Below are 12,630 nucleotides of genomic sequence, written 5' to 3' on the forward strand. Positions count from 1 at the left end.
AAAGAAGGAGGGAAAACAAGATGGCGATTAAAAAATTCAAACCTACCTCAAATGGTAGACGTAACATGTCTGTATCTGATTTTGCAGAAATCACTACAGATAAACCAGAAAAATCCCTTTTAGCTCCATTATCAAAACGTGGTGGACGTAATAACCAAGGGAAATTGACGGTTCGTCATCAAGGTGGCGGTCACAAGCGTCAATATCGTATCATTGATTTTAAACGTGATAAAGATGGTATACCAGGTCGCGTTGCTACAATCGAATACGATCCGAACCGTACCGCTAACATTGCATTAATTAACTACGCTGACGGTGAGAAGCGTTATATTCTTGCTCCAAAAGGATTACAAGTAGGGCAACAAATCGAATCAGGTGTAAATGCGGATATTAAAGTGGGTAATGCACTTCCACTTGTAAATATTCCAGTTGGTACAATTGTACACAACATCGAATTAAAACCAGGTAACGGTGGACAATTAGCTCGTTCTGCAGGAGCTGAGGCTCAAATCCTTGGTCGCGAGGAGAAATATACACTTGTACGATTAGCTTCTGGTGAAGTTCGACTAGTATTATCAACTTGCCGTGCAACTGTTGGTCAAGTAGGTAACTTAGAACATGAACTAATTCGTGTTGGTAAAGCAGGTCGTTCTCGTTGGATGGGTATCCGCCCAACTGTACGTGGATCTGTTATGAACCCTAATGATCACCCACACGGTGGTGGTGAAGGACGCGCTCCAATCGGACGTAAATCACCAATGTCACCATGGGGCAAACCTACACTTGGTTACAAAACACGTAAACGTAATAAAACTACAGATAAGTATATTGTGCGTAAACGTAAAAAATAATCGTAACTATTGGTGGAAAGTATCCATCTCTGAACTTCGAAAGGAGGTTTATCCATGGGTCGTAGCTTAAAAAAGGGACCTTTTGCAGATGACCATCTATTGAAAAAAATTGATCAATTGAATGAATCTGACAAAAAGCAAGTTATTAAAACTTGGTCACGTCGTTCTACTATATTCCCGACATTTATCGGTCATACTATCGCTGTTTATGATGGACGTAAACATGTTCCTGTTTATGTAACAGAAGACATGGTTGGACATAAATTAGGTGAATTTGCTCCAACTCGTTCATACAAAGGACATGCAAATGACGATAAGAAAACAAAACGCTAATGAGAGGAGGCGCCTAAGGTATGCAAGCTAAAGCCGTAGCTAAATCAGTTCGTATTGCTCCTCGTAAAGTGCGATTAGTCGTTGATTTAATTCGAGGAAAAGAAGTTGGCGAAGCAATTGCTATTCTACGCCACACACAACGCGGTGCATCCCCAGTTGTGGAAAAAGTGTTAAATTCTGCGATCGCAAATGCAGAACATAACTACGAAATGAATACAGATAATCTAGTGATTTCTGAGGCATTCGTTAACGAAGGTGTAACATTGAAACGTTTCCGTCCACGCGCTCAAGGACGTGCAAGCAAAATTAATAAGCGCACAAGCCACATTACAGTGGTTGTAACAGAAAAGAAGGAGGGGTAGTTAGTGGGTCAAAAAGTGAATCCTACAGGTCTTCGCGTAGGTATCATTAAAGACTGGGAGTCTAAATGGTATGCGGGCAAAGACTATGCAGACTTACTACACGAAGATATCAAAATTAGAGAATATCTTGAAAACCGTTTAAAAACTGCAGCTGTTTCCCACATTGAAATCGAACGTGCAGCAAATCGTGTTAACGTTACGATTCATACTGGTAAACCAGGTATGGTTATTGGTAAAGGCGGTTCTGAAGTAGAAGCTCTACGTAATTCATTAAACGCTTTAACTGGCAAACGTGTTCACATCAACATTGTTGAAATTAAAAAGGTTGATGTAAATGCTAAACTAGTTGCAGAAAATATTGCTCGTCAATTAGAAAATCGTATTTCATTCCGTCGTGCACAAAAGCAAGCTATTCAACGTGCTATGCGTGCTGGTGCAAAAGGAATTAAGACGCAAGTATCTGGTCGTCTAGGTGGCGCGGATATTGCTCGTGCAGAACACTATAGTGAAGGAACTGTTCCACTACACACATTACGTGCTGATATCGACTATGCAACAGCAGAAGCTGATACAACATACGGTAAACTTGGTATTAAAGTGTGGATCTATCGTGGTGAAGTCCTTCCGACTAAAACTAACAAATAAGGAAGGGGGCTAATACGTATGTTAATGCCTAAACGTGTTAAATATCGTAGACAACATCGTGGTAAAATGAGAGGCCAAGCAAAAGGTGGTACTCAAGTTACATTCGGTGAATATGGACTACAAGCTCTTGAAGCATCTTGGATCACAAGTCGTCAAATCGAAGCTGCTCGTATCGCTATGACTCGTTACATGAAACGTGGCGGTAAAGTATGGATTAAAATTTTCCCAGATAAGCCTTACACAGCGAAGCCTCTAGAAGTCCGAATGGGTTCCGGTAAAGGTGCTCCTGAGGGTTGGGTAGCTGTTGTAAAACCAGGTAAGATTATGTTTGAAATTGCTGGAGTTTCAGAAGAGGTTGCGCGTGAAGCACTACGTCTTGCTGCTCACAAACTTCCAATCAAAACTAAGTTTGTAAAACGCGAAGAAATTGGTGGTGAAATCAATGAAGGCTAATGAAATCAGAGAACTAACCACTGCCGAAATTGAACAAAAACTAAAATCGTTAAAAGAAGAATTATTTAACTTACGCTTCCAACTTGCAACAGGTCAACTTGAAAATACTGCACGCATTCGTGAAGTAAGAAAGTCTATTGCTCGTATGAAAACTGTTGTACGTCAACGTGAACTTAGCGTAAACAACTGATAATGAGAGGAGGTTAGCCTCAAAATGACAGAACGTAATAATCGTAAAGTGTATACAGGTCGTGTTGTTTCAGATAAAATGGATAAAACAATCACTGTTTTAGTTGAAACATACAAAAACCATAAATTATATGGTAAACGTGTTAAATACTCTAAGAAATTTAAAGCTCATGATGAAAACAACCAAGCAAAAACTGGTGATATCGTTCGCATCATGGAAACTCGTCCGCTATCAGCAACTAAACGTTTCCGTCTAGTTGAAATCGTTGAAGAAGCGGTCATTATATAATAAAGTTCGTTCGGAAGATATCCGGAAGGAGGTCGCAGACGTATGATTCAACAAGAAACTCGTCTAAAAGTTGCAGATAACTCTGGTGCTCGTGAGTTACTTACTATTAAAGTACTTGGTGGTTCTGGACGTAAAACTGCTAATATTGGTGATGTTATTGTTTGTTCTGTAAAACAAGCAACACCAGGAGGCGTTGTCAAAAAAGGTGACGTTGTTAAAGCAGTAATCGTTCGTACTAAATCAGGTGTTCGTCGTAAAGACGGTTCGTATATTCGTTTTGATGAAAATGCTGCAGTAATCATTCGTGACGACAAAAGTCCAAGAGGTACTCGTATCTTCGGACCAGTTGCGCGCGAATTACGTGATGCACAATTCATGAAAATCGTATCTCTAGCTCCAGAAGTTCTATAAGAAGTGAATTACCTTGTAAGGAGGTGCGTCAAGCATGCATGTAAAAAAAGGTGATAAAGTTATTGTTATTTCCGGTAAAGACCGTGGAAAAACAGGCACGATCTTAGAAGCATATCCAAAAAAGGAACGTGTACTTGTTGAAGGTGTGAACATGATTAAAAAACACGCTAAGCCTTCACAAGAAAACCCGCAAGGTGGGATTCTTAATATAGAAGCTCCTATTCATGTTTCTAACGTGATGCCAGTAGATCCAAAAACCGGCAATCCAACTCGAGTTGGCTATGAAGTACGTGATGGAAAGAAAGTCCGCATCGCTAAAACATCCGGTGAAGCATTAGATAAATAGTATGTGCTGTGAAAGGAGGGCAACATGGTGAACCAATTAAGACAAAAATACCAAGATGAAATCGTATCATCATTAATGAATAAATTTAACTACAAGTCTGTTATGGAAGTGCCTCAGTTAGAAAAAATCGTTATCAACATGGGTGTTGGTGATGCAGTCCAAAACTCTAAGGCACTAGATTCAGCAGTAGAAGAACTAGCGTTAATTTCTGGTCAAAAACCTATGATTACACGCGCTAAAAAATCAATCGCTGGTTTCCGTCTTCGTGAAGGAATGCCGATTGGTGCGAAAGTTACTCTTCGTGGTGAGCGTATGTATGAATTCCTTCAAAAGTTAGTTTCAGTATCACTTCCACGTGTACGTGACTTCCGTGGAATCTCTAAAAAAGCTTTTGATGGTCGTGGTAACTATACACTAGGTGTTAAAGAACAATTAATTTTCCCAGAAATTAATTACGATAAAGTAAGCAAAGTGCGTGGTATGGATATTGTTATCGTAACAACTTCAAATACCGATGAAGAAGCACGTGAACTTTTAGCTCAGCTAGGCATGCCTTTCCAAAAATAGAGCTTATGAGCTAATACAAGGAGGGAAAATTGTGGCTAAGAAATCTATGATTGCGAAACAAAAACGCCCACAAAAATTCGCTGTACAAGAATATACTCGTTGTGAACGTTGTGGCCGTCCGCACTCTGTAATGCGTAAATTTAAACTTTGCCGTATTTGTTTCCGCGAACTTGCCTATAAAGGTCAAATTCCTGGTGTCAAAAAAGCAAGCTGGTAAACCCCGATTAGGGAAGGAGGTAATTTAGTAATGGTTATGACAGATCCAATCGCAGATATGCTAACTCGTATTCGTAATGCGAACATGGTAAAACATGAAAAGTTAGAACTTCCTGCATCTAAAATTAAAACTGAAGTTGCTGATATTTTAAAACGTGAAGGCTTTGTACGTGACTACGAAGTTATTGAAGATAACAAGCAAGGGATCTTACGTTTATTCCTTAAGTACGGTGCTAATGAGGAACGAGTAATTACAGGTATTAAGCGTATTAGTAAGCCAGGATTACGTGTTTATGCAAAAGCTGATGAGGTACCTCGTGTACTTAACGGTCTAGGTATTGCAATCGTATCAACATCTAAAGGTGTTCTTTCTGATAAAGAAGCACGCTCACAAGCTGTTGGTGGCGAAGTACTTGCATATGTATGGTAATTAATTTTTAAAGATAAGGAGGTGCATGGAATGTCTCGTATAGGACTTAAACCAATTGAGATTCCGAGTGGTGTAGAAGTAAAACTTAATGGTAACACAGTAACTGTAAAAGGCCCTAAGGGTGAGCTAACTAGAGATTTTCATCCTGAAATGAAAATTGTTGTTGCGGAAACGCAAGTGACAGTCGAACGTCCAAGTGATGGTAAAGAACATCGTTCGTTACACGGTACTACTCGTAGTAACGTTGCTAACATGGTTGAAGGAGTATCAAAAGGCTTTGAAAAACAACTTCAAATCATCGGTGTTGGTTATCGTGCACAAAAACAAGGTAATAAAGTTATTGTGAATGCTGGGTATTCTCATCCAGTTGAAATAGATCCAATTGATGGTATTGAAATCGATGTACCAAGCAACACTTCCGTAATTGTAAAAGGTATTGATAAAGAAAAGGTTGGAGCAGTTGCTGCTAACATTAGAGGTATCAGACCACCAGAGCCATATAAAGGTAAAGGTATTCGTTACGTTGATGAGTATGTACGTCGTAAAGAAGGTAAAACTGCTAAGTAAGGTTAGTTAGGCGAGAAAGGAGTGACCCAGATGATCACAAAACCTGACAAAAATGTTGCACGTAAGAGAAGACATGGTCGTGTTCGTAAAAATCTTTTTGGAACAGAGACTCGTCCTCGTCTAAACGTGTATCGTTCAAATAAACACATTTATGCACAGTTAATTGATGATACTAATGGTGTAACATTAGTTAGTGCATCTACTGTAGATAAAGAATTAAGCGTTGATTCAACTAGCGGTGTAGAAGCTGCTACTAAAGTTGGAGAAATGATTGCAAAACGTGCCCAAGATAAAGGTCATAAATCAGTAGTATTTGATCGTGGAGGCTACCTTTATCATGGACGTGTAAAAGCACTTGCAGATGCTGCTCGTGAGGCAGGTCTTGAATTTTAATTGTAAAAGGAGGGACATAGATGAAAACAGTAATTGATCCTAATAAATTAGATCTTGAAGAACGTGTTGTAGCGATTAACCGCGTTGCAAAAGTAGTTAAAGGTGGACGTCGTTTCCGTTTTGCTGCACTAGTTGTTGTAGGAGATAAGAACGGCAATGTTGGATTTGGTACTGGTAAAGCACAAGAGGTACCAGATGCAATTAAAAAAGCGGTTGATGATGCTAAGAAAAACTTAATTTCTGTACCAATCGTTGGTACGACAATTCCACATGAAATTCACGGTGTATTCGGTTCTGGTAATGTATTAATGAAACCAGCTTCTGAAGGTACTGGAGTTATCTCTGGTGGACCAGTTCGTGCGGTACTAGAACTTGCAGGTGTAGGTGACATTTTAACTAAATCACTAGGTTCTAATACACCAATTAACATGATTCGCGCTACTATGAATGGTTTAAGTAACCTAAAACGCGCGGAGGATGTTGCAAAACTTAGAGGAAAGTCTGTAGAAGAACTGTTAGGATAAGGAGGGAAACATTATGTCTAAAAAATTAGAAATCACCCTCACACGCAGTGTTATCGGTGCTAAAGAAAAACAAATTAAAACTGTTGAAGCACTTGGCTTAAAGAAGATTCGTCAAACCGTAGTTCTTGAAGATACTCCAGCTGTTCGTGGCATGGTTAATAAAGTATCTCATTTAGTATCGGTTCAAGAAGGTTAATAAACATAAGCGTAAAGAGGAGGTGCTCGTATGAAACTTCATGAATTGAAGCCAGCAGAAGGATCACGCAAAGAGAGAAACCGTGTAGGTCGCGGAACATCATCTGGTAATGGTAAAACTTCTGGTAGAGGACACAAAGGACAAAATTCTCGTTCAGGCGGTGGTGTTCGCCCTGGATTTGAAGGTGGACAAATGCCTTTATTCCAACGTTTGCCAAAACGTGGATTTACAAACATAAACCGCAAAGAATATGCTATAGTGAACTTAGATGTTTTAAATAAATTTGAAGACGGCACAGAAATCACTCCTGAGTTATTAATTGAATCAGGTGTCGTAAAGAACGAAAAAGCAGGTATTAAGATACTTGGAAATGGTTCTGTCGAAAACAAATATACCGTTAAAGCTCACAAGTTCTCTGCTTCTGCAAAAGCAGCTATCGAAGAAGCGGGCGGTAAAACAGAGGTGATCTAATGTTCCGTACATTCTCCAATTTTATGCGCGTGGCTGACATTAGACGGAAAATACTTTTTACATTAGCTTTGTTAATTGTATTCCGTCTAGGCACATTTATTCCTGTGCCATTCACTGATAAAAGTGCACTCGAATTTATGACTAAGCAAAATAATGTATTTGGATTTCTAGATACATTTGGCGGCGGGGCATTAATGAATTTCTCCATTTTAGCAATGGGGATTATGCCTTACATTACAGCATCAATCATCATGCAATTACTACAAATGGATGTTGTGCCAAAGTTTACAGAGTGGAAAAAACAGGGTGAAATGGGCCGTAAAAAATTAGCCCAAATAACTCGCTATGGAACAGTAGTTCTTGCGTTTGTTCAAGCGATTGCTATGTCAATTGGCTTTAACGCAATGGCGGGTGGATTATTAATTCGTGATCCTGGTCCAGGTAAATTTCTAATCATTGCACTTGTTCTAACAGCTGGAACAACATTCTTAATGTGGTTAGGTGAACAGATTACTGCACATGGAGTTGGGAATGGTATTTCGATACTAATTTTTGCGGGTATCGTTGCTGCTGTACCGAATGCTGTTAACCAATTATACGTCCAGTACTTTACAAATGCTGGCGATCAATTGTTTATTAATATCGTTATTGTAGCCTTAATTGCCTTGGTTGCCATTGCAATTACAGCAGGGGTTATTTTCGTAATTGAAGCATTACGTAAGATCCCTATACAATATGCAAAGAAACTTGTTAACCGTTCTCCAGTTGGAGGTCATTCTACACATTTACCACTTAAAGTAAATGCTGCGGGAGTTATCCCTGTAATCTTTGCGATTGCATTTATAATGGCTCCAAATACTGTTGCAACTTTCTTTGATGGAAATGTAGCTACAACAATTCAAAAGATTTTTGATTATACAACGCCTGTAGGTATGCTTATTTATGTAGCGCTGATCATTGCGTTTACGTATTTCTATACATTTGTTCAAGTTAACCCTGAACAAATGGCTGAAAACTTACAAAAACAAGGTGGATATATTCCTGGGATTCGTCCTGGTAAGAATACTGAAACGTATCTTACTCGTGTTATCAATCGATTAACATTTGTAGGAGCGATATTCTTAGCTGCAGTTTCCGTTTTACCTATTATATTCGGAAAGCTTGCAGGACTTCCACAAGCAGTTCAAATCGGCGGCACAAGTTTACTTATCGTTGTAGGTGTAGCAATTCAAACGATGAAGCAATTAGAAGGTCAGTTAGTGAAGCGACACTACAAAGGATTTATCAAGTAATAAACTGCCAATGAAGTGAGTGATTGTATTGAATCTATTGTTAATGGGTCTTCCTGGTGCTGGTAAAGGTACACAGGCAGAAAAAATCAGTGAGAAATATAAAATCCCTCATATTTCAACAGGAGATATGTTCCGTTCTGCTATTAAAGAAGGAACAGAACTTGGGATTAAAGCGAAAAGCTTTATGGACCAGGGTGCACTTGTTCCGGATGAAGTTACAATTGGTATTGTAAAAGAGCGTTTAAGTAAAGACGATTGTGAAAAAGGTTTCTTGTTAGATGGTTTTCCAAGAACTACCCGCCAAGCTGAGGCTTTACAAACGCTTTTATCCGAAATAAATCAAGAGATTGACCATGTATTACATGTTAAAGTACCAGAAGAAAAGTTAGTGGAGCGTTTATCCGGTCGTAGAATTTGTCCTACATGTGGTAGAGCATATCATGTTATGTATAATCCTCCTGAAAAAGAGGGTATATGTGATAGAGATGGTTCTGCGTTAATTCAACGTGATGATGACAAACCAGAAACGGTTAAAAATCGTTTGGCGATTAACATCGAACAATCGAAGCCGTTACTAGACTTTTATGATGATAAAGGATATCTTGTAACGCTTGATGGCGATCAAGATATTGACATAGTTTTTCAAGATATTCAATCGGTTATTGAAAAATAAGCTATTACTGTAGGCGGACGCGTTTAGGTCTTATTTGTTCTATTTTTCGAGGATAAGATAAGACAATATGGTTTTTTTAAATGATAATCGTTATGTCTTGGTAGCATGGGGAAAACGTAAATGATCGACCAATGATCAGAATAAACATCATATTGTAATATGGATTATACGTCTCCAGGTCCAAAACAGCCTTCTAGATACTGGTCGTGTCACAAATGAAAGTGAAAGCTAAATACGTTTTTGTAATTGTGACTGATTTAAAGAAGGGAGTAAAGCACGATGGCGAAAGATGATGTAATTGAAGTGGAAGGAACCGTAACGGAAACATTGCCTAATGCAATGTTTAATGTAGAGCTTGAAAACGGCCATACGGTCTTGGCACACGTATCTGGTAAAATCCGTATGCACTTCATCCGAATCTTACCAGGTGATAAAGTAACGGTAGAACTCTCTCCGTATGACTTGACTAGAGGACGAATTACGTACCGTTATAAATAAACGAGCTCCGATATAAAAGGAGGTAAAGATGATGAAAGTAAGAGCATCTGTAAAGCCAATTTGTGAAAAATGCAAAGTCATTAAACGAAAAGGCAAAGTAATGGTGATTTGTGAAAATCCGAAACATAAGCAAAAACAAGGATAAGAAGGAGGTGCTTGATACTAATGGCACGTATTGGAGGAGTAGACGTACCACGTGAAAAACGTGTGGTAATCTCTTTAACATATATTTATGGTATTGGTAAGAATACTGCACAGAATATCTTAAAAGAAGCAGGCGTTTCTGAAGATACACGTGTGCGTGATCTAACTGAAGATGAGTTAGGACGTATTCGTCAAGCTGTTGATGGATATACAACTGAAGGTGATCTTCGCCGTGAAGTTTCTCTTAACATTAAACGTCTTATTGAAATTGGATCATACCGTGGTTTAAGACACCGTCGTGGTTTACCGGTTCGTGGTCAAAATACGAAGAATAACTCTCGTACTCGTAAAGGCCCACGTCGTACAATGGCTAACAAGAAAAAATAACGTAAGGAGGTTAACAATTAGATGGCTCGTAAAACAACAAATACACGTAAACGTCGTGTGAAAAAGAATATTGAGACTGGTGTGGCACATATCCGATCAACTTTTAATAACACTATCGTTACAATTACTGATGTTCAAGGTAATGTAGTTGGATGGAGTTCTGCTGGTGCACTAGGTTTCAAAGGTTCTCGTAAATCTACACCATTCGCTGCACAAATGGCTGCTGAAACTGCTGCTAAAACTGCAGTGGATAATGGCATGAAAACTCTAGAAGTATCAGTTAAAGGCCCTGGAGCTGGTCGTGAAGCTGCTATCCGTTCTCTACAAGCAGCTGGACTAGAAGTTACAGCTATTAAAGATGTGACTCCAGTTCCTCATAACGGTTGCCGTCCACCAAAACGTCGTCGTGTATAATTTTAACGTATATTGATTTGTCACCCTGTCAATAATGGGTATGATGACTAAAAGTATAGACGTAGATAGAGATAGAACAAAATGACTAAGGTTTATGAAAAGCAGAGCTGATAGTTTCAATAAGACTCTCGGAATTTGACTAATTATAGCCTTACCTATACAGCATCGCATAGACAATAAAATACGAGAAAATATACAAGTTGTGCCCAAGAAAGCCAACTTCCTATTTGAGGAATTTCGGTTAGATGTATAGGTCTAACCGGGGTTTCGACGTTTTAAAGGAGGGTATTATGGAATGATTGAAATAGAAAAGCCAAAGATTGAAACGGTTGAGATTAGTGATGATGCTACATTTGGGAAATTTGTGGTAGAACCGCTCGAACGTGGTTATGGTACAACTCTTGGAAACTCCTTGCGTCGTATTCTACTATCCTCACTTCCAGGTGCTGCTGTTACATCAATTCAAATTGATGGCGCATTACATGAGTTTTCAACAATCGATGGAGTAGTTGAAGATGTTACAACAATCATTTTGAATTTGAAAAAGCTAGCCCTTAAAATCTATTCAGATGAACCAAAGACATTAGAAATTGATGTGCAAGGTGAAGGAGTAGTTACTGCTGCTGATCTAACGTATGATAGTGATGTAGAAGTATTAAATCCGGATCTTCCAATTGCAACACTTAATGCAAAAGGAAACTTGCGTATGAAAATTAACGCCGGGCGTGGTCGTGGTTATGTTCCAGCCGAGGCAAACAAACATGAAGATCAACCAATTGGTGTTATTCCAGTTGATTCCATTTTCACACCGGTATCAAAAGTTACTTACCAAGTAGAGAATACTCGTGTAGGTCAAAGTGCAAACTACGATAAATTAACATTAGATGTTTCTACTGATGGAAGTATTCGTCCTGAGGAAGCAATTTCTCTTGGTGCAAGAATTCTATCGGAGCATTTAAACATTTTCGTAGGCTTAACAGATGAAGCGCAAAATGTTGAAATAATGGTTGAAAAAGAAGAAGACCAAAAAGAAAAAGTAATGGAAATGACAATTGAAGAATTAGATCTTTCTGTTCGTTCTTACAATTGTTTAAAACGTGCTGGCATAAATACAGTTCAAGAGCTTTCAAATAAATCTGAAGAAGATATGATGAAGGTACGTAACTTAGGTCGTAAATCTTTAGAAGAAGTAAAAGTAAAACTTGCTGATTTAGGCTTAGGACTACGTAAAGACGACTAACAAAGAAGGACATCTTTAGAGTTTCAAGAAAGGGAGGGATAGTCCATGGCAAGAAAACTAGGACGTACAACAGATCAACGACTAGCACTACTTCGTAACCTAGCTTCTGATTTGATTATTCATGAGCGCCTTGAAACAACAGAAGCTAAAGCGAAAGAGCTTAAGTCTGTTGTTGATAAAATGATTACGTTAGGTAAACGTGGTGATCTACATGCTCGTCGTCAAGCAGCAGCATTCTTATACAAAAAAGAAGCTAATGAAGAAGATACAGTACTTCAAAAGCTTTTTAATGACGTTGCAAAACGCTATGAAGACAGACAAGGTGGATACACACGCGTTCTTAAATTAGGGGAACGCCAAGGTGATGGAGCGAAAATGGCTATTATCGAATTAGTTTAATCAATCCATACGCGTTAAGGGCAGGACTTGATCTCTTCCACGAGGTGAAATCCAAGCCCTTTTTTTATATAGAAAAGTGTACCGGGGCCGTTTAGCGACGGAACCATAAGCGAGAGACCGTAGAGCGCCCGGTTTTGGCTCTCGGAGAGTCTTTCGCTTATGGTAGTAGTCGTTGACCACACGCGCAACTAGACAGGTTCCGCGCCCGCCTATCCCCCAAACAAAGCCGCAGCCGGTACGTGCTGCGGCTGATGTTCCAGAATAACGGCTGATGTTCCAGAATAACGGCTGATGTTCCAGAATAACGGCTGATGTTCCAGAATAACGGCTGATGTTCCAG

25 protein-coding genes are annotated in these 12,630 nt (G+C 39.1%); all 25 read left to right on the forward strand.

All coding sequences use genetic code 11. The features are described 5' to 3' along the window. Positions 1–20 precede the first annotated feature (20 nt). Positions 21–851, forward strand: a complete 831-nt coding sequence (gene rplB, locus K332_RS0110885) for a 50S ribosomal protein L2 (protein WP_026907477.1) — start codon at positions 21–23, stop codon at positions 849–851. 54 nt (positions 852–905) lie between these two features. Continuing rightward, on the forward strand, positions 906–1,184 hold the full coding sequence (rpsS, locus tag K332_RS0110890) for a 30S ribosomal protein S19 (RefSeq protein ID WP_026907478.1): 279 nt from the start codon (positions 906–908) through the stop codon (positions 1,182–1,184). A 20-nt stretch (positions 1,185–1,204) separates the two neighbouring features. Further along, positions 1,205–1,546 (forward strand): 50S ribosomal protein L22, encoded by a 342-nt coding sequence (gene rplV / locus K332_RS0110895; RefSeq protein ID WP_026907479.1) that lies wholly within the window; start codon positions 1,205–1,207, stop codon positions 1,544–1,546. 3 nt (positions 1,547–1,549) lie between these two features. Continuing rightward, entirely contained in the window at positions 1,550–2,191 is a 642-nt protein-coding gene (rpsC, locus tag K332_RS0110900) for a 30S ribosomal protein S3 (protein WP_026907480.1), read from the forward strand. An 18-nt stretch (positions 2,192–2,209) separates the two neighbouring features. Then, the gene (gene rplP, locus K332_RS0110905; RefSeq protein WP_026907481.1) at positions 2,210–2,644 is read left to right on the forward strand and encodes a 50S ribosomal protein L16; all 435 of its coding nucleotides are present in this window, start codon (positions 2,210–2,212) and stop codon (positions 2,642–2,644) included. Beyond that, positions 2,634–2,834, forward strand: a complete 201-nt coding sequence (rpmC, locus tag K332_RS0110910; protein ID WP_026907482.1) for a 50S ribosomal protein L29 — start codon at positions 2,634–2,636, stop codon at positions 2,832–2,834. Before rplP ends, rpmC begins: the two co-directional genes overlap by 11 nt. 24 nt (positions 2,835–2,858) lie before the next feature. Then, on the forward strand, positions 2,859–3,122 hold the full coding sequence (rpsQ, locus tag K332_RS0110915; protein ID WP_026907483.1) for a 30S ribosomal protein S17: 264 nt from the start codon (positions 2,859–2,861) through the stop codon (positions 3,120–3,122). A gap of 42 nt (positions 3,123–3,164) precedes the next feature. Next, positions 3,165–3,533, forward strand: coding sequence for a 50S ribosomal protein L14 (gene rplN, locus K332_RS0110920; protein WP_010095756.1), 369 nt, complete (start codon positions 3,165–3,167; stop codon positions 3,531–3,533). 34 nt (positions 3,534–3,567) lie between these two features. Next, positions 3,568–3,879 (forward strand): 50S ribosomal protein L24, encoded by a 312-nt coding sequence (gene rplX / locus K332_RS0110925; RefSeq protein ID WP_026907484.1) that lies wholly within the window; start codon positions 3,568–3,570, stop codon positions 3,877–3,879. Positions 3,880–3,906: 27 nt separating this feature from the next. Then, positions 3,907–4,446 carry a 50S ribosomal protein L5 gene (gene rplE, locus K332_RS0110930; RefSeq protein WP_026907485.1) on the forward strand — a complete coding sequence of 180 codons (540 nt, stop codon included), beginning with the start codon at positions 3,907–3,909 and terminating at the stop codon, positions 4,444–4,446. Between the two features lie 31 nt (positions 4,447–4,477). Beyond that, entirely contained in the window at positions 4,478–4,663 is a 186-nt protein-coding gene (locus K332_RS0110935; RefSeq protein WP_026907486.1) for a type Z 30S ribosomal protein S14, read from the forward strand. Positions 4,664–4,693: 30 nt separating this feature from the next. After that, positions 4,694–5,092 (forward strand): 30S ribosomal protein S8, encoded by a 399-nt coding sequence (gene rpsH / locus K332_RS0110940; protein ID WP_026907487.1) that lies wholly within the window; start codon positions 4,694–4,696, stop codon positions 5,090–5,092. A gap of 30 nt (positions 5,093–5,122) precedes the next feature. Further along, a complete protein-coding gene (gene rplF / locus K332_RS0110945) occupies positions 5,123–5,659 on the forward strand; it encodes a 50S ribosomal protein L6 (protein ID WP_026907488.1) in 537 nt (178 codons plus the stop codon). Positions 5,660–5,689: 30 nt separating this feature from the next. Next, a complete protein-coding gene (gene rplR / locus K332_RS0110950; protein ID WP_026907489.1) occupies positions 5,690–6,052 on the forward strand; it encodes a 50S ribosomal protein L18 in 363 nt (120 codons plus the stop codon). A gap of 20 nt (positions 6,053–6,072) precedes the next feature. Then, on the forward strand, positions 6,073–6,576 hold the full coding sequence (gene rpsE, locus K332_RS0110955) for a 30S ribosomal protein S5 (protein ID WP_026907490.1): 504 nt from the start codon (positions 6,073–6,075) through the stop codon (positions 6,574–6,576). 13 nt (positions 6,577–6,589) lie between these two features. Further along, positions 6,590–6,772 (forward strand): 50S ribosomal protein L30, encoded by a 183-nt coding sequence (gene rpmD, locus K332_RS0110960; RefSeq protein WP_026907491.1) that lies wholly within the window; start codon positions 6,590–6,592, stop codon positions 6,770–6,772. Between the two features lie 30 nt (positions 6,773–6,802). Next, on the forward strand, positions 6,803–7,243 hold the full coding sequence (gene rplO / locus K332_RS0110965; RefSeq protein WP_026907492.1) for a 50S ribosomal protein L15: 441 nt from the start codon (positions 6,803–6,805) through the stop codon (positions 7,241–7,243). Then, positions 7,243–8,535 carry a preprotein translocase subunit SecY gene (gene secY / locus K332_RS0110970; RefSeq protein ID WP_026907493.1) on the forward strand — a complete coding sequence of 431 codons (1,293 nt, stop codon included), beginning with the start codon at positions 7,243–7,245 and terminating at the stop codon, positions 8,533–8,535. The genes rplO and secY overlap by 1 nt, the downstream gene beginning before the upstream one ends. Positions 8,536–8,563: 28 nt before the next feature. Then, entirely contained in the window at positions 8,564–9,208 is a 645-nt protein-coding gene (locus tag K332_RS0110975) for an adenylate kinase (protein ID WP_026907494.1), read from the forward strand. A 279-nt stretch (positions 9,209–9,487) separates the two neighbouring features. Then, a complete protein-coding gene (infA, locus tag K332_RS0110980; RefSeq protein WP_010095735.1) occupies positions 9,488–9,706 on the forward strand; it encodes a translation initiation factor IF-1 in 219 nt (72 codons plus the stop codon). A gap of 31 nt (positions 9,707–9,737) precedes the next feature. After that, positions 9,738–9,851: a 50S ribosomal protein L36 gene (gene rpmJ / locus K332_RS0110985; protein WP_010095733.1), complete on the forward strand. Its 114-nt coding sequence runs from the start codon at positions 9,738–9,740 to the stop codon at positions 9,849–9,851. Between the two features lie 20 nt (positions 9,852–9,871). Beyond that, positions 9,872–10,237, forward strand: coding sequence for a 30S ribosomal protein S13 (gene rpsM, locus K332_RS0110990; RefSeq protein WP_026907495.1), 366 nt, complete (start codon positions 9,872–9,874; stop codon positions 10,235–10,237). Positions 10,238–10,258: 21 nt separating this feature from the next. Continuing rightward, complete coding sequence (gene rpsK / locus K332_RS0110995) at positions 10,259–10,651, forward strand: 30S ribosomal protein S11 (protein WP_026907496.1); 393 nt, start codon at positions 10,259–10,261, stop codon at positions 10,649–10,651. Between the two features lie 295 nt (positions 10,652–10,946). Beyond that, positions 10,947–11,891 carry a DNA-directed RNA polymerase subunit alpha gene (locus K332_RS0111000; protein ID WP_026907497.1) on the forward strand — a complete coding sequence of 315 codons (945 nt, stop codon included), beginning with the start codon at positions 10,947–10,949 and terminating at the stop codon, positions 11,889–11,891. A gap of 45 nt (positions 11,892–11,936) precedes the next feature. Continuing rightward, positions 11,937–12,290, forward strand: a complete 354-nt coding sequence (gene rplQ / locus K332_RS0111005) for a 50S ribosomal protein L17 (RefSeq protein ID WP_026907498.1) — start codon at positions 11,937–11,939, stop codon at positions 12,288–12,290. Positions 12,291–12,630 lie beyond the last annotated feature (340 nt).

This window comes from Paucisalibacillus globulus DSM 18846 (assembly GCF_000482485.1).
Lineage (GTDB): Bacteria > Bacillota > Bacilli > Bacillales > Amphibacillaceae > Ornithinibacillus > Ornithinibacillus globulus.